Genomic DNA, 15,556 nt, shown 5'->3' with positions numbered 1-15,556 from the left:
GGGCCCGCCGGACTGAGTCCGGTGACAACAGGATAAATTCGGAATTGCGCCCACGGACCATCGCCGTAACCACCGGGCAGTAGCCATTTTGCGGCGGGCCGGGCCCGCGGCAATTGGCGTTTCCAAAGTCCCCGGTTTTCGGGAAGGCCCGATTGTACCGCATCGCCCGGAAAATGGCGAGTCCCCTCAAAGAGAGGGAATAAGGTAGGGATGGTTCACCCTGTTACTTTCCTCCCCTCCTTTCCAAGGAGGGGATTGAGGGGAGGTATTGGTGGAGGCAACCCGTAAAACGGGTTGCCCTTCAAAACCCCACCCCCACCCTCCCCTTGGTAAGGGGAGGGAGCTTTTGAGTTTTCTTCTTCTCTTGGGGGAGCACTCCAGAGTGACGGGCCAGAATGAGGGGGCTTAATGATTCCCCCTTGTAAGGGGGGCCAGGGGGGTTCTTCCTTAAGCGGTTCCTGAGCGAAGCGAAGGAACCGGATGAATCGAATGCACTGGGCAAACCAGATAAGGGGTTGAGAGATGGAGTTGTATCAATCGGTGAGGTATATCAGCGCAGATTCGGTTCATTTTATTGAGGAAATGTATTTGGGGTCCCTTTTTAATGACGAAGAAAATCTGAAAAAAGAGGGTTTCCTTATCATGGAAGCGCACCTTCCAAGCATTAAAAGTGACCTTTCCGAAAATTCCAGAGACAGGGAGTTTTTAGCGTTTGTCGCCGAAGTGATGAAGTTTCCCGACTACTTCGGAAAAAACTGGGATGCGCTGATCGATTGCATGAGCGATATGGCCTGGTGGCCCGCCAAAGGATATGTATTGGTTTTGCACGGGGCTCAAAAAATGTGGTGCATCTATCCCTTACTGATTGGCAACTTTGTAGAATGCTGGTTATTTTGCGCCGAGCGTTGGAGGGAAAGAGAAAAGCCCGTACCCTTCCACCTGGTTTTTGCGTTTGATTGAAACTTGAGAGGTTTCGTTATGTTCCTCGAAGTCGAACCCTGCGGCAATGTGGATCAGCCGTTCAGCATGATGTACCGCGAGATGGAATCTCCGCGCGAGGTGTACGCCATCAAGTACACCGTGCAGGGATCGGACCAGCCGGTGCAGGTGACCGGATGGGACGCGGAAACCAACGCGCCCTGCCCCGCTTACGCCTGCCGTGTGGAAGAGTCCGGCGACGGCGTGGCCCTGCTCATCTACGGCGGCACCGGAGGCCTGCGGCTCAAGGGGCTGGACGATGAATCCGCCTGGGACCTGCACAGCGCCCATCAATGGGGCGAAACCCACCTCGTCTATCCCAAAGACGCCTTCATTGTTTACAAGGATGAGTTGTAACCGGGGTGCTCCCCCTTCTCCGAAGGGGGTTGGGGGGCTTTTCCCTTTAGTTCGTCACCTTGAGCGTAGCGAAAGGTGACCACTTCAAATAATACAAGCAAACCCATCGAGATCCTTCGCTAACGCTCAGGATAACAGCGGAGGAATCCCCCTAACCCCCTTTACAAGGGGGCACCGGTTTTTCTCCACCGGCCACCGCAGTTACCATTGAGCAGTAGCCATGTTGCCTCCGGGTACTTACCCGGGTCAGCCTTTGGCGTCTTTTTGTTTGTGGAACTGGCGGCCGGAGCGGTCGCCGGGATCGCTGGTCACTTCCTCGAGAACCAGCTGGCAGATGCGCGTCTCGCCGGGTTTGGCCTCGATGACGAACGGACCGTGGTTCAGCATCTCCAGGGTGATGATGCCGAGGCCGGTGCCGCAGTGGATCATCGGCGCGGTCATGTGCACCATGAGTCCGAGGCGGGCGATTCTGCTTTTGCCTTCGACGCGGCCCGCCAGTCGCGATCCGGGCGGGAACTCGACTTTCTCGAAAGTGGAGCCAAGGTAGATGCGTTTCGGCTCGATGCGGTAGCATCCCTTCTCATCCTTCGGCACTTCAATCAAATACTGCTCGCTGAACTGGCGATAATCGAATTGCTCCGGGTTGACGGTGATGCCGGAAACGCCGTGCGGCTCGTACTCCGGTTTCCAGATCCACAGCGGCTCGCCCAGATGCAGGTCGATCGACGTGGTGTCGATGTTGGCTTTTGACGGAGCCGGATCGATGATCATGCGTGCGTCGGCCAGCGCTTTGTGGATGTCGTCGCCACTCAGAATCATACCTGCACCTCTTTCGTGATGTGTGCGGGTTCGATGGCCCCGCCACGACCGGCAGCCACGCAATGCAAAAGGTATTCGCGGTTGCCCTTTTGACCCGTGATGGGCGAGGCGGTGAGGCCGCACGCGACCCAGCCCTGCTCCGCCACAAACGCCGTCAACTCGGTGAGCACCTTTTCGTGTTTCGCCGGATCGCGGATGACGCCCTTGTGCTCGACCTCACTCTTCCCTACCTCGAACTGCGGTTTGACCAGCGCGACAAGGTCGGCTTCTTGTTTCATCACCGCGAACACCGGAGGCAGGATGAGTTTGAGCGAAATGAACGACACGTCGATCACCGCAATGTCCACGTGCTCATTGTCCACGTCTTCCAGTTTCAGGTGGCGCGCGTTGAAGCGGTCGCGCAGGACCACGCGGTCATCCGATTGCAGTTTCCAGTCGAGCTGGCCGTACCCGACATCGAAGGCGTACACCTTCTTCGCGCCGTTCTGCAGCAGGCAGTCGGTGAACCCGCCGGTGGAGGCGCCGATGTCCGCCGCCGTTTTACCCTGTACATCGATGCCGAACGTGGTGAGCGCGTGTGTCAGCTTGACGCCACCCCGGCTGACGAACGGGTTGGGGTCTTCCACCAGGAGGGCGGCGTCTTCCGCAACCATTCTTCCGGGTTTGTCCAGCACCTCGTCCCCAAGCCGGACGCGCCCGGCGAGGATCAACCCCTGCGCGCGCTCGCGCGAGGGCACGAGTTTTTTTTTACCAGGAGCTGGTCGAGCCGCAGTTTATTCGTCTTCTTCGTCATCGTCGTCTTCTTCGTCGTCCGCCAGAGCCGTATCGCCGCCGAACAGCTCCGCCACCAGTTCGCCTTTCTGGTTGCGCGTCAGCTTTTCGATCTTCTGTTCCGCTTCCTGCAGTTTCTTGGAACAGATGCGCGACATCTTGATGCCTTCTTCAAAAATCTGGAGCGACTTGTCGATGTCGAGTTCGCCTTTTTCCAGCTCGGCGACGATCTGCTCCAGCCTCTGCAGCGCCTTTTCAAACTTCATCTCCGCCATATATGGACTCCCTTATAAAAAGAGAAGGTTTTTATTGGAAGGATCCTTGTTTGCATTTCACTCTTTCGTCCCGTCCACCGTGCAGTCGAGTTTGCCTTTCGACAGGCGCACCTCCACTTTATCGCCCTGCTTCATTTGCTCCGCCGCCTTCACCGCCTTGCCGGAGGCGGTGTCGGTGGTGATGCTGTAGCCGCGGTCGAGAATCGACAGCGGACTGAGCGCGTTTAAATTTTTGGCAACGCCTTCGAACTGTTGCTTGTGCCAGCGGAACTGCGACGCCATCTGTTTCACCAGCCGGTGCTCGAGGTTGGCGCGCCGGTCCTCGCCGTGTTTGAGGTCCCACTGCGGCGACGCCTGCATGAGCCGGTGGACCAGTCCGGTGGCCCGGTTGCGTTGCACCAGCACCCATTGATCGAGCCCGCGAAGCAGGCGTTGTGTTATTTCATCCAGCCGTTGCGCGGGCTGTTCGAGGATGCGTTGCGGCTCGCGGAAAAAACGCCGGTCGATGAGCCGCCGGAGGTGCTCCCTGTACTCGCCGATCTCGTCTTCCATGCCGTCGATCAGCGAATTGATGAGCCAGCTCAGGTCCTCCATCACGTCCTTGAGGCGCGGAACCGCGAGTTCCGCCGCGGCCGACGGCGTCGGTGCGCGCAGGTCGGCGACGAAATCGGCGATGGTGAAATCGATCTCATGCCCGACGGCGGAGATCACCGGCAACTCCGATGCGTGAATGGCGCGGGCCACCACCTCCTCGTTGAATGCCCACAGGTCCTCGATGGAGCCACCGCCACGTCCCACGATGAGCACGTCGAGATCCTCGAGCGTGTTCATGTGGCGGATGGCTTCGGCGATCTCCTCCGCGGACCCCTCACCCTGCACCCGCACCGGGTAGAGGAGCACCGACACTTTGGGATTGCGCCGTGTGATGACGTTCAGCAGGTCACGGATGGCCGCTCCGGTGGGCGACGTCACGATGCCGATGCGCCACGGGAATTCCGGGATGGGTTGTTTCTTCGCCTCGTCGAACAGGCCTTCCTTCTGCAGTTTTTCTTTGAGCTGTTCGAACGCTTTCTGCAGTGCGCCCAGTCCGCGCGGTTCCAGCGAATCGACCACAACCTGGTATTCGCCTCTCGGTTCGTACACGTTGAGCCGGCCGCACACCAGCACCTGGTCGCCGTCGGCGGGCTGGAACTTGGTTCGCTGGCGGTTGCCGCGGAAGAACACGCAGCGCACCTGCGACTTGTCGTCTTTGAGACTGAAGTAAGCGTGGCCGGAGTTGGCGACGACGTAGTTGGAGATTTCGCCCTCCACCCACACCATGTCGAACGCCTCTTCGAGCAGGGCGCGGATGGTGCGGGTGAGCTCGGTGACGGTGAAGACGTGACCGCTTTCGTCCTCGAGGGGGGCGTCGCCGAAAGGTTGCGGGGAGGACTGAGCCATGGAGGCGATTCCTTAAATACTCAAAACGAGTGCCGCGCTGCGGACAAAAGCAAACCGCGCGGGCGGCTCACAGATTGTGGATGGACTTGAACGCGGTCAGCGTGTTCTGCATGAGCATGGCGATGGTCATGGGTCCCACGCCGCCGGGCACGGGTGTGATGAACGAACACTTCTCTGCCACGTTGTCGAAATCGACATCGCCCACCAGCTTGCCATCCACGCGGTTGATGCCGACGTCGATGACCACCGCGCCGTCTTTCACGAAGTCGGCGGTGACGAACCGCGGTTTGCCGATGGCGCCGACCACGATGTCCGCTTCCCGTGCCACCGCCGGCAGATCCTTGGTGCGCGAATGACAGATGGTGATGGTCGCATTGCGCTGGAGCAGCAGCATCGCCATCGGTTTGCCGACGATGTTGCTGCGGCCGATGATCACCGCACGCTTGCCTTCGATATCGATCTTGTAGTGGTCCAGCATTTCTATGATACCAGCGGGGGTGCACGGGGCAAGCGTTTTGACCCCGCTGGCAAGGTGGCCGACATTCACCGGGTGAAAACCGTCCACGTCCTTGCGCGGGTCGATGGCTTCCAGCACGCGTTGCGAGTCGATCTGCTTCGGCAGGGGCAGCTGCACCAGGATGCCGTGGACCGAATCGTCGCTGTTCAGGTCGCTCACCAGCTTCAAAAGAGTGGCTTCGTCCGTTTCCGCGGGCAGGTTGTGGGACAGGGACTGAAACCCCATCTTCTCGCAGGTCTTGTTCTTGTTTTTCACGTACACGGCGGAGGCCGGGTCTTCGCCGACCAGCACCACCGCCAGGCCCGGCACCTTGCCGGTTTTATTTTTTAGCTCCGTCACCTCCGCCTGGACGCGGTCCTTGATGACCGAGGAGACGAGTTTTCCGTCGATGAGTGTCATGATGCGTGAGTTCGAGTGGGTTGGGGTTGCCGTTACAGGATTCCGGTTTCGAAAAAACAGGCCTCATCATACCAGAACCGGGAAAGATTGGAACCGCCCGGAAAAAAGATTCGTCGCCTATGGAAAAGTCAGACCACCAGTTCCAGCAGGAAATCGAATTCAGGTTCAACCTGTTTTTTGATCGAGGGGACCATCTCGGGAATGAGGTCGAGGTGGGCCCAGTATTCGTCCGGCACGCTGCGGTTGCCGGACTCCATGTCCGGGCTGAACTCCATCTCATGGCACAGGTAATCGGCCATCGCCACGATGCGCGCGTCGTCACGGTATTCCCCGGCCTCTTCAGGCCGGTGGTGGTAGCGGGTGGCTTCCGCGTGCATGGGAGGCAGTTTCCAGGACTCGAACAACACCGCGCCCAGTTCCGCATGGTCGAAACCAAATTGTTTCTTTTCCAGTGCGCACAGGTCCTGTTCTTCCGCCGCCTGTTGCGTCAGGATGGCGGAAACCGCCCTGGGTTCACGCACACACAGGAGGATGCGGCCCATGTCGTGCAACAGGCCCACCAGGTAGTAGCGCCCGGGGCGATCACAACCCATCCGCATGGCCAGCCGTTTGGCCAGCACGCCGCAGGCCACGCTGTGCCGCCAGAACTGGTCTTCGTTGAACAGGTCGTGCGGCACGCCGCGGAAATTCTGGATCACGGACATGGAAAACAGCAGGTCGGCGAGGGGTTCCGTGCCCACCAGCGCGATGGCGTGGTCGAGGCTTTCGATTTTGCGTTCGAAGCCGTAGAAAGGGCTGTTGACGATCTTGAGCAGGCGGGCGGAGAACCCGGCATCGCACCCGATGATGTGGCCGATGTCGCGGAAGGATTTGTCAGGATCGGTCAGCGCGTCGTAGATGGCGAAAAAGTTTCTTGAAAGCGCGTAAACTCTATCCTGATTGCGGATAAAATCCTGCGCGGTCTCGGTATTCACGACTTCCTCCCGAAAAAAACGTTCAGGCGATATTCAATTCCTTGATCAGTCGCGACAGGTAAGACCGCTGAACGTCCAGAATCTGTGCCGCCTTGGTGCGGTTGCCGCTGGTGGACTTGAGGGTGTTGAGTATGAACGAGCGGCGAAACGCGTCGGTGGCGTCTTTGAGTGTGGCGCCGACTTCCACATCCAGCGGCGCCTTGGTGGATTCAAACGGAAAACTGTCCGGCCGGAGTTCCTCCCCTTCTTCCAGAACGATGGCACGCTCGACCGCGTTTTCCAGCTGCCGGATATTCCCGGGCCAGTGGTAACCCTGGAGATAGTTGACCAGTCCCTTCGGAACTTTTTTTGGTTTTCCTCCTTCCGGAGTGTGCTTGCGTATGAAGTAATGAAGGAGGTCCTCAATGTCTTCATGGCGTTCGCGGAGAGGCGGCAGTTCGATATTGATGACGTTCAGACGGTAGAAGAGGTCTTCGCGGAATGTGCCTTCCTTCACCATTTTTTCCAGATCGCGGTTGGTGGCGGAGACGATGCGGACATCCACCTGCGTCTGCGAGGTGCCGCCCAGCCGAATGAACGATTCTTCCTGAATGACGCGCAACAGCTTGACCTGCATGTCGAGGGGCATTTCGCCGATCTCGTCCAGAAACAGGGTGCCCCTGTCCGCGGCCTCGAACAGGCCGATTTTACGGCTGTCCGCTCCGGTGAACGCCCCTTTTTCGTGGCCGAACAGCTCGCGTTCCAGGATCGATGCCGGAAGCGCGCCGCAGCTGATGGAAACGAAAGGGTGCGTCTGCCGGGAACTGCGGTCGTGGATGAGGTGAGCGAACAGTTCCTTGCCCGTTCCGCTTTCGCCGGTGATCAACACCGCCGCCTTGGAACTGGCCACGCGCTCGGCCTGGCTGATGGCGCGGCGCAGAGGGGGGCTTTCCCCAACGATGGAATAACGCTGGCGGTACTTTTCCTGGAGGCGGTCGAACTCCTCGCCCAAAATTTCGTTGTTTCGGGTGAAGTTCAAAAACATCGCCATCATGCGCGAAAAGCGGTCGAGGAACACGTGGTCCCCGTCGTCAAACGGGGTGTCGTCTTCCTTGTCCAGCATCTGCACCACGCCCAGCACTTTGTCGTCGAGCATGAGCGGAAAGCAGGCGATGGACTGCACCTCCATGTCGGTCATGTCGCTGACTTCCCGGAACCATCTTTCGTCCTTGCGCACGTTGTTGGAAATGATGGGTTCGCCCGTTTTGGCAACGATGCCGGCGATGCCCACCCCGAGCGGCAGCTCCACCATTTTCAGCTTGTCCGTGCCTTCCCCCGAGGCCTGGTAAAATTGCAGGGTGCCGGTCTTCTCGTTCAGCATCAGCAACGATGCGTTGCGGCACCCCACCACGTCCAGCCCCGTCTCCAGGGAAATCTTGAGCAGGGCATCCACCTCCTCGAACGTGGTCTTGAACAGGGAAGAGATGTTGCGGATCGTCAGGATGTTGGCAAATTGATTGATCTGTTTCATGATTCAGGTGACAGAACTGCGCGGGTGTGTTTCAATCCGGTCAGTTTCCATTGGCAATGAATGAAGGCGGCACTCGGGCCCCACATCCCCTGCGGGTTCCGATACGTTTGATATTATTTTATAATTGCCCGTTTTTTAGCTTATTGTAAACGGTTTGATGCGGTATCGGACAATTTATTATAAACCTTTTTGCTGAAAGCATCCAAAATAAACCAGATTGTGAATATGTTTCAAAGCGGTATAAAACAACACCTTACTGCCTTAATGGTGCTTGCGGTGCTGGGTCTGGTGGCAGGCGGGGCCACACTTTCCACTCCTTTTGTGTACGAGGACCCCTCCTTCATCCTTGAGGACCCACGGGCGGGTTCCGTGGCCAAGGCCTGGGAGGGGCTCTCGCTGGAGAACGGGTACCGCCAGCCGGTGTTGTTTTTTTCCTATGCACTGGACGGGGTACTCGGAGGCGGCTCGGCCTGGGCTTTCCATTTGACCAATGTGTTGATCCACGTGGCGGCGGGTTGGGCCCTTTATTTTCTGCTGGTGGAAGCGGTTGCGCGAACGCGGGACAGGCCGAAGTCGGAATGGGGGTATGTGCCGATGGTGGCTGCAGGGTTGCATCTCGTTCACCCGCTCAACGTTCAGGCGGTAGCTTACCTTTCCGACCGGGGGTCCCTTCTGTCCACGTTGTTTTCGCTGCTGGCGGTGTGGAGCGTGGCCCGGTTTGCGCGGTTGAGACAGGAAGCACCCAAAAGTTTTGCCGGATCCGCCTGGATGCTGGCGGCAGTGGCTTTTTTTGTGCTGGCGGCGGGCACGCATCCGGCCGCGGTGTGCCTGCCGGTGGTCGCGGGGGTGTACCTCATTTTGTTCGGTCAGGACCCGGCTCTCAAAAGGGAGCTCAAGGTCGGACTCGCGGTGATGATTCCCATTCTCCTCTACATGGCCTGGAGGGCGCCGGTGGACCCGTCGGCGCTGGCTGCGGACGATGGGGCTCCGGGCCGCTGGGATCACCTTGCAACCCAGGTTGGATACCTCTGGTTCTATTACGGGTTCAAATACCTTCTGCCGTTCAACCTGAGCTTTCTACCGGATGCGGCCCTCGCGGGTGTGGGCGATGCGGGGGTGTGGGCGGCCCTGGTATTGACGCTGGCCGTGGCGTGGCTGGCCTGGAAAAAAACACAGTCGCCCCTGCTGCGGTTCGGGTTGATCTGGACCGGTATTGCGTTTCTTGCCAGCTCGGCCCTGGTGCCTCAATCTCCGCTGGTTTCCGAAGCGCGGTTTTATCTGCCGGGAGCGGGTCTCCACCTCGTCGTGGCCTGGGCCCTGGCGCGCCTCACCCACCGGGTGCCGGGACGTCTGGCTCCGATCGCCGCCGGACTGGGAGCGGTGTTGCTGACCCTCACCGTGTTGCGGGGCCTGGTGTTCACTTCCGAGGAAACGCTGTGGCGGGATGTGCTGAACCAATCCCCCGGCCAGCGAGTGGCGGCCATGCAGCTGGCTTCGTTTTATGAGCAGGCGGAAAAGCCGGACGAGGCGGAGGCGGTGCTGAAACAGGCGATCGCGGTGCGGCCGGATTCCGAAAACCTGCGCCTCAAGCTGGGGCTTTTGTATATGAAGCAGGAGCGGTTCGATTCCGCTATCGAGCAGTTCGAGGCGGCCATCCACGGCGGCACGCAGAATCCCGTCGCCTACTACCACGCCGGAAAAGCGCTGGTCGAGCAGGACCGCGGGGCGCAGGCCGTGCCGTTTCTGGAGCGCATCATTCAGGGCGAGAACCTGCCGGGCAAATACTATTACCTGCTCGGGCGCGCCTACCACCAGGCCGGGCGGCTGGACGACGCCTTGAAACAGTTCCGCCTCACCGTCAAAAAAGATCCGGGGAACGCGCTGGCATACAACCGCATGGGCGAAGTGTACTGGGACACAAAAAGCTACTTCTTCGCCGATGTCGCTTTTCAGCAGGCGTATGTGGCGGACAACGCATCGGTGCCCATCCTCAACAACCTCATCAGCTCCAGCATGCTGATGAAGCATTATGAGGAAGCCATCGAGTACTGCGACCGCCTGCTGGAGATCGACCCCGACAACCCCAACGCCCGGCAGTGGAAGATCGCCGCCCAGCGGTTCCTGAAAACGGAGAAGAAGGAAGAACCCCCTGCGGTGGAAGGAGGAGATTTCAACCGCTCTTCTGAATGAGCGGGGGAATTGTTGTTCTTTCGACGGGGTTGTGGTAACTTTTCTGGCTACGCGCCGAAGTGGTGGAATTGGTAGACGCGCCGGACTCAAAATCCGGTGGGGGCGACCCCGTGTCGGTTCGACTCCGACCTTCGGCACCACCCCGAATTTGCAAGCCCACCCCGCCCCGGGTGGGCTTTTAATTTTTGTTGGCGTCATACCCTCCCCGGCATCCCATAAAATCAATGCCCGCCGAGCAGCCCCACCTTTTCTCCCCCTTTAAAGAGTATTTTTATTTTTATTCCCGGCCCACCGTTGGTACAATTCCGCTCATCCCCCCTTCAATATTCCACGCAACTCACTTTCCTATGGAGGTCTTGACACATGGAGAAGACGGAACTCGTCCGCCGCCTGAAGGACGCCAAAAAAGCATCCGGCAAAACGTATGATGAAATCGCCGACGCCCTGGGCCTGTGCAACGGCTACGTGGCGCAGTTGTTCCAGAACCAGGCGCAGTTGAAAGACGGCACGGCGGAGAAACTGCAAAAGGTCGTGCCCGGCATCAACGCGGAGATGATCGAGCAAATGAAACAATGCCCGATGCGCTCGTACAACCCGATGCTCATTCAGGAGCCGAACGTGTACCGCATGACGGAGATCTGCCTGCACTACGGCGAAGGCATCAAGGAACTGATGAACGAGAAGTTCGGCGACGGCATCATGTCGGCCATCGACTTCAAGATCACGGTGGACAAGGTGAAAGGCGACAAGGGCGAAGACCGCATGGTGGTCACCATGAACGGCAAGTTCCTGCCGCATATCGAGCAGGTGCAGTAAAGGCGACGGTGGGGAGGGGTGCGTTCCCTCCCCCCTGTGCGTCTTTTTTACGTCCCGCCTTCTATGGTAGAGTATGCGCTGTCAATTCTGCGGAGACAATCATGGTGGAACGGCGTCAACTGGACAAGGCGGAGATCGAGGCGTCCAAGAAAAACCTGGAGCGGGCCAGGCTCAACAAGTCGGACCTTGAAGGCATCGACCTGAGCGAAGGTTACATGAAGGAAGTGGACCTGGAGCGGTGCAACCTGAAGCGGTCCAATTTCAAGAACGCGTCGATCAATGGCGGCTACTTCAAGGGAAGCAACCTGTTCGGATCGAACTTTTCCGGCGCGTCTTTGATCCGCGCCGACTTCACCCGCACGAACCTTTCCGGCGTGAACTTTCGCAACACGGACCTGAGCGGCGCGAAGTTCCACCAGGCGCTTTTGAAACGGGCCCAGTTCCAGGGCGCGAACCTGGTGCGCTCGGAATTCCTGGAAGCCCAGATGAATGAAGCGAATCTTTCCGGCGTCCGCCTCAACAAGTCCGACCTGCGCGGCGCGATGATGATCGGCATCAATCTCGCCGGGGCGCAGATCCCGCAGTCGCACCTGAGCAAGACCAACATTTCGAAAGGCGACCTCACCGGCACCGACGTGAGCGGTTGCAATTTCACCGGATCCGACCTGCGCGAAGCGGTTCTCCGGGAAACCAATTTCGAGAACGCCATCCTCGACCGCACGTTTCTGAAAGGGGCCGACCTTGCGGGGGCGAACCTGACCGGTGCGCGCCTGCGCGGCGCCGACTTTGCCGAAACGGTTCTGGACGGCGCCAACTTTTCCGGCGCGGACCTCTCCCTCGTCACCAACCTTTCCGCGGAGAGGCTGCAAAAGGCGGTGCTCGACCAGAACACCAAACTGCCCGATCACCTGAAGGCCGAGTCCGACGGCAACGGCGGTTACACCGTCACCGAACTGCCGCGCGAAGCGTAACCCGGGTTTGCCGGGTTTCCACTCCCGCCTGCGATAACCGACGCCGATTCATCCCCACGTAGTGGTGTCAGCTGTACTTGGACATCACCTCTTCCGGATACGCTTCCAGCCGGTGGACCGACAGGTCTGATCCCTGCATCTCTTCCTCTTTAGAGAGGCGGATGCCGAACAGCGAGTCGAGCGTTTTGTAGATGACAAAGCCGAACACCACGGCAACGCCCACCGCGATGAGGGACCCGATCAACTGCGAGAGAAAACTCACGTCCCCCAGACCGCCGAGCGCCTTCTGGCCGAAGATGCCGCAGGCAATGCCGCCCCACGTACCGGAGAGGCCGTGCAGGGGCCACACGCCCAGCACGTCGTCGAGCTTCAGTTTTTCCTGTTCCCAGATGAAGCCCTTGACGAAGATGATCGCCGCGATGCCGCCGATGAAAAACGCGCCGATCGGGTGCACCTGGTCGGACCCGGCGCAGATGGCCACCAGTCCCGCCAGCGCGCCGTTGTGGATGAAGCCGGGATCGTTCTTGCCGATGACCAGCGCGAACAGGATGCCACCGACCATGGCGAACAGGGAATTGATGGCGACCAGCCCCGTGACGCCGGTCAGCGTGGCGGCGGACATGACGTTGAATCCGAACCAGCCGATGCACAGCATCCAGCTTCCCAGCGCGAGAAACGGGATGTTGCTGACCGGGATCGGCGTGCTCTTTCCCGACGCGCTCCACCGGCCGAGGCGCGGACCCAGCACAATGACGCCGACCAGCGCGATCCACCCGCCCATGGAGTGCACCACCACCGATCCCGCGAAATCGTGAAACGGTTTTCCGCCCAGTCCGGCCAGCCACGATCCGTCCTGGCCCAAAAACGAGATTTGGCCCCACACCATGCCCTCGAACAGCGAATAGGTGAAGGCGACAAACAACGCCCCCGCCAGCGCCTGTGTCCAGAACTTGGCGCGTTCCGCGATGCCACCGGAAATGATGGCGGGAATGGCTGCCGCAAAGGTGAGAAGAAAAAAGAAATGCACCAGCTCGTAGCCCTGTTTGTCGGCGACGAGGGTCTCGGCGGAATCGTAAAAATACACGCCGTAGGCGATGGCGTACCCGACCGTGAAGTACACCACCGTGCAGATTGAAAAATCGACGATGATTTTGACCAGCGCGTTCACCTGGTTTTTCCTGCGCACGGTGCCGACCTCCAGAAACGCGAAGCCGCCGTGCATGGCGAACACCATCACCGCCCCCAGCATCATGAATAAAACGTCACCACTTGTCTCCAGAGTTTGAATATTCTGTTCCATACAGTCACACTTCCTCCCTTAACGTTTTGCACGTAAAGAATCCCCCTTCTCAGTGCGACTTTTCCTCCCTTGAAAAAGTCGGGTTGAGTATAATGGATGGACTGCCAAACGGACAGGGATTATTGGCCCGTCCGGGTGTTCAAAATCCAAACGTCCTTCCCTCCTGACACGAGCATTGCATGGCCCAACTCATACAAGACCTCACCATCCTCCTGCTCGTTTCCCTGCCAATCACGGTCCTTTTTCACCGATTCAAGCTGCCGACGGTGGTGGGGTTTCTGGTGACGGGGATGCTGATCGGCCCGCACGGGCTGGGGTTGATCGGCGACCTGGAATCGGTCGAGCACCTGGCGGAGATCGGCGTCATCCTCCTCCTGTTCATCATCGGGCTCGAATTTTCGCTGAGCCAGATGCTGAAGCAACTGGGGCGCATTGTGGGCACCGGCGGATTGCAGCTGGGCTTGACTGCGGTGGTGTGTTTTTTCCTGTTTTCGGGGATGTCGTTCCCGGTGAACCAGAGCGTGGCGCTGGGCCTGTTGATTGCGTTGTCCAGCACCGCGATTCTGCTCAACATGCTCAATGAACGGGTGGAGCTCGATACCCTGCACGGGCGCATCGCCGTCGGCGTGCTTTTGTTTCAGGATGTGTGCGTGGTGCCGTTCATGCTGGTGGTGCCGCTCCTGGGGCAGATGGAAACCATTTCCGGCTGGAGTTTTCTGTGGGCGTTCGTGAAAGCCATCGGCGCGGTGGGCGGCGTGTTTTTTCTTTCCCGTCTGCTTGTTCCCCGTGCACTGGGAAGGATTGTGCAGGTGGGGAAGCGGGAACACCTGACGCTGTTCGTCATCTTCATCATTCTCGGAACCGGCTGGGTGTCGCACCAGATCGGGTTGACTCTGGCAATGGGTGCGTTCATCGCCGGTCTGATCCTTTCCGAGACCGAATACAACCACCAGATCATTCTCGACATCCTTCCCCTGAAGGAATATTTCGTCAGCGTGTTTTTCACCTCGGTGGGCATGCTGATGCAGGTGGAGGTGTTTCTGGAACAGCCGGGGTTTTTACTCATGCTTGCGGCGGTGGTCATTGTTGTCAAGGCGGTGATGGCGTTTGTTGCCGCCATTCTGGCGGGCACGGCGCCGCGCATCGCTTTCATCGTCGGCATCCGGCTGGCGCAGGTGGGTGAGTTCTCCCTCATTCTCGCGGCGGTGGCTCTGGAGACGGGGGTTTTTGATTCCAGGCTGTACCAGCAGTTTCTGATCGTCTCCATTTTGTCCATGATGGTGGCCCCGTTTCTGATCCAGGTGTCTTCCAGCCTGTCCCTGCGCCTGTTCAAGGGTGGGCTCGCCGCCGATACCGGCACGCAAAGCAAGGCGACGCAGGTGAGCGATCACGTCATCGTGGTGGGGTACGACACGGTCGGGCAGAACCTGTCCAAGGTGTTGAAGGAGGTCCAGATCCCCTTCACCGTGGTGGACCTGGATGGCCAGCAGATCAAACGCGCTTTGGTGGAGCAGTGCCATGGGTTCTACGGCGACGCGACCCAGCGCTCCACCCTGCTGCGTGCGGGCATCCGCCAGGCCAAGATGCTGGTGGTGTCCATCCAGGAATTGAAAGCCCTGGAACAGGTGATCCGTCTGGCCCGGCAGTTGAACCCCAGCCTCTACATCCTGGTCAAGACCCGTCTGGCTTCGGAGGTGGAGACGTTGACCCAGGCGGGCGCGGACCTGGTGATTCCCGCCGAGTTCGAAACCTCGATTGAGATTTTCTCGCGCGTGCTTCGCGAGTTCGGCATGCCGCACAACGTCATCGAGCAGCAGGTGGAACTGATGCGTCTGGAAGGCTACCGCATGTTGCGCGGGTTGTCTTTGAACATGGACAGCCTGGCCAACTTCTCAACTTACCTCACCGCCTCGCTCAGCCGCTCATTCCTGGTTCTGGAGGGTTCCTGGGCCAATGGAAAGACGCTCAGGCAGATTGAGCTCAAGACCAAAACCGGTGCGACCCTCATCGCGGTGGTGCGCAACCAGGTAGCCCAGCCGAATCCCGTCGCCGACTTCACCATCGAACTCCGCGACGTGCTCATCCTGTTCGGTTCCCACGCGCAGCTGGACCAAGCCCATCGCCTGTTGCAGGACGGACCTTCAACGAAGTCCGAATCCCGAGCCAAGGTCAATTGAAGCGGCCGTCCGGGAAGAACGCACCCCTGTGGGCGGTCCCGTGTTGCAACCTGGTATGAGTT

The 15,556-nt window shown here is 59.2% G+C and carries 14 protein-coding genes and 1 tRNA gene; 7 read left to right on the top strand and 8 right to left on the bottom strand.

Translation table 11 applies throughout. The features are described 5' to 3' along the window. The first annotated feature begins 522 nt into the window (after positions 1-522). Together ACTRXA_RS09070 and ACTRXA_RS09065 are read left to right on the top strand one after the other, a co-directional pair. A complete protein-coding gene (locus ACTRXA_RS09070; protein ID WP_442426881.1) occupies positions 523-960 on the top strand; it encodes a barstar family protein in 438 nt (145 codons plus the stop codon). Positions 961-978: 18 nt separating this feature from the next. Then, positions 979-1,335, top strand: coding sequence for a hypothetical protein (locus tag ACTRXA_RS09065; protein ID WP_442426880.1), 357 nt, complete (start codon positions 979-981; stop codon positions 1,333-1,335). A 246-nt stretch (positions 1,336-1,581) separates the two neighbouring features. Here ACTRXA_RS09065 and ACTRXA_RS09060 read toward each other — a convergent pair whose 3' ends face one another. The 7 genes from ACTRXA_RS09060 to ACTRXA_RS09030 form a co-directional block, all read right to left on the bottom strand. Next, positions 1,582-2,154, bottom strand: a complete 573-nt coding sequence (locus tag ACTRXA_RS09060) for a dCTP deaminase (RefSeq protein ID WP_442426879.1) — start codon at positions 2,152-2,154, stop codon at positions 1,582-1,584. After that, complete coding sequence (locus ACTRXA_RS09055) at positions 2,151-2,891, bottom strand: TlyA family RNA methyltransferase (RefSeq protein ID WP_442426878.1); 741 nt, start codon at positions 2,889-2,891, stop codon at positions 2,151-2,153. The genes ACTRXA_RS09060 and ACTRXA_RS09055 overlap by 4 nt, the downstream gene beginning before the upstream one ends. Positions 2,892-2,927: 36 nt before the next feature. Then, a complete protein-coding gene (gene xseB, locus ACTRXA_RS09050) occupies positions 2,928-3,200 on the bottom strand; it encodes an exodeoxyribonuclease VII small subunit (RefSeq protein ID WP_442426877.1) in 273 nt (90 codons plus the stop codon). Between the two features lie 57 nt (positions 3,201-3,257). Further along, positions 3,258-4,640 (bottom strand): exodeoxyribonuclease VII large subunit, encoded by a 1,383-nt coding sequence (gene xseA / locus ACTRXA_RS09045; protein WP_442426876.1) that lies wholly within the window; start codon positions 4,638-4,640, stop codon positions 3,258-3,260. A 67-nt stretch (positions 4,641-4,707) separates the two neighbouring features. Next, positions 4,708-5,556 (bottom strand): bifunctional methylenetetrahydrofolate dehydrogenase/methenyltetrahydrofolate cyclohydrolase FolD, encoded by an 849-nt coding sequence (folD, locus tag ACTRXA_RS09040; RefSeq protein WP_442426875.1) that lies wholly within the window; start codon positions 5,554-5,556, stop codon positions 4,708-4,710. Between the two features lie 128 nt (positions 5,557-5,684). After that, the gene (locus tag ACTRXA_RS09035; protein WP_442426874.1) at positions 5,685-6,530 is read right to left on the bottom strand and encodes an HDOD domain-containing protein; all 846 of its coding nucleotides are present in this window, start codon (positions 6,528-6,530) and stop codon (positions 5,685-5,687) included. Positions 6,531-6,552: 22 nt separating this feature from the next. Then, on the bottom strand, positions 6,553-8,040 hold the full coding sequence (locus ACTRXA_RS09030) for a sigma-54 interaction domain-containing protein (RefSeq protein ID WP_442426873.1): 1,488 nt from the start codon (positions 8,038-8,040) through the stop codon (positions 6,553-6,555). 225 nt (positions 8,041-8,265) lie between these two features. Here ACTRXA_RS09030 and ACTRXA_RS09025 point away from each other — a divergent pair, with 225 nt between their 5' ends. From ACTRXA_RS09025 to ACTRXA_RS09010, 4 genes are all read left to right on the top strand, one after another. Then, on the top strand, positions 8,266-10,230 hold the full coding sequence (locus tag ACTRXA_RS09025) for a tetratricopeptide repeat protein (protein ID WP_442426872.1): 1,965 nt from the start codon (positions 8,266-8,268) through the stop codon (positions 10,228-10,230). Between the two features lie 53 nt (positions 10,231-10,283). After that, positions 10,284-10,370: transfer RNA gene (locus ACTRXA_RS09020), tRNA-Leu, on the top strand. Positions 10,371-10,593: 223 nt separating this feature from the next. After that, positions 10,594-11,046 carry a cyanase gene (cynS, locus tag ACTRXA_RS09015; protein WP_442426871.1) on the top strand — a complete coding sequence of 151 codons (453 nt, stop codon included), beginning with the start codon at positions 10,594-10,596 and terminating at the stop codon, positions 11,044-11,046. 101 nt (positions 11,047-11,147) lie between these two features. After that, positions 11,148-12,017: a pentapeptide repeat-containing protein gene (locus ACTRXA_RS09010; RefSeq protein WP_442426870.1), complete on the top strand. Its 870-nt coding sequence runs from the start codon at positions 11,148-11,150 to the stop codon at positions 12,015-12,017. 67 nt (positions 12,018-12,084) lie between these two features. Here ACTRXA_RS09010 and ACTRXA_RS09005 read toward each other — a convergent pair whose 3' ends face one another. Next, complete coding sequence (locus tag ACTRXA_RS09005) at positions 12,085-13,317, bottom strand: ammonium transporter (protein ID WP_442426869.1); 1,233 nt, start codon at positions 13,315-13,317, stop codon at positions 12,085-12,087. A gap of 179 nt (positions 13,318-13,496) precedes the next feature. Here ACTRXA_RS09005 and ACTRXA_RS09000 point away from each other — a divergent pair, with 179 nt between their 5' ends. Then, positions 13,497-15,494, top strand: coding sequence for a cation:proton antiporter domain-containing protein (locus ACTRXA_RS09000; protein WP_442426868.1), 1,998 nt, complete (start codon positions 13,497-13,499; stop codon positions 15,492-15,494). The last annotated feature ends 62 nt before the right edge of the window (positions 15,495-15,556 follow it).

Origin of the sequence: Nitrospina sp. P1_D6, from assembly GCF_052156615.1 — a bacterium.
Lineage (GTDB): Bacteria > Nitrospinota > Nitrospinia > Nitrospinales > Nitrospinaceae > Nitrospina.
This window is presented reverse-complemented; position numbering and strand designations above follow the sequence as displayed.

Bases quoted from the DNA above. Each gene is read 5' to 3' on its own strand.
- xseA (WP_442426876.1), bottom strand. From the start codon at position 4,640: ATGGCTCAGTCCTCCCCGCAACCTTTCGGCGACGCCCCCCTCGAGGAC.
- ACTRXA_RS09030 (WP_442426873.1), bottom strand. From the start codon at position 8,040: ATGAAACAGATCAATCAATTTGCCAACATCCTGACGATCCGCAACATC.
- ACTRXA_RS09005 (WP_442426869.1), bottom strand. From the start codon at position 13,317: ATGGAACAGAATATTCAAACTCTGGAGACAAGTGGTGACGTTTTATTC.
- ACTRXA_RS09025 (WP_442426872.1), top strand. From the start codon at position 8,266: ATGTTTCAAAGCGGTATAAAACAACACCTTACTGCCTTAATGGTGCTT.
- xseB (WP_442426877.1), bottom strand. From the start codon at position 3,200: ATGGCGGAGATGAAGTTTGAAAAGGCGCTGCAGAGGCTGGAGCAGATC.
- folD (WP_442426875.1), bottom strand. From the start codon at position 5,556: ATGACACTCATCGACGGAAAACTCGTCTCCTCGGTCATCAAGGACCGC.
- cynS (WP_442426871.1), top strand. From the start codon at position 10,594: ATGGAGAAGACGGAACTCGTCCGCCGCCTGAAGGACGCCAAAAAAGCA.
- ACTRXA_RS09070 (WP_442426881.1), top strand. From the start codon at position 523: ATGGAGTTGTATCAATCGGTGAGGTATATCAGCGCAGATTCGGTTCAT.
- ACTRXA_RS09065 (WP_442426880.1), top strand. From the start codon at position 979: ATGTTCCTCGAAGTCGAACCCTGCGGCAATGTGGATCAGCCGTTCAGC.
- ACTRXA_RS09000 (WP_442426868.1), top strand. From the start codon at position 13,497: ATGGCCCAACTCATACAAGACCTCACCATCCTCCTGCTCGTTTCCCTG.
- ACTRXA_RS09010 (WP_442426870.1), top strand. From the start codon at position 11,148: ATGGTGGAACGGCGTCAACTGGACAAGGCGGAGATCGAGGCGTCCAAG.
- ACTRXA_RS09060 (WP_442426879.1), bottom strand. From the start codon at position 2,154: ATGATTCTGAGTGGCGACGACATCCACAAAGCGCTGGCCGACGCACGC.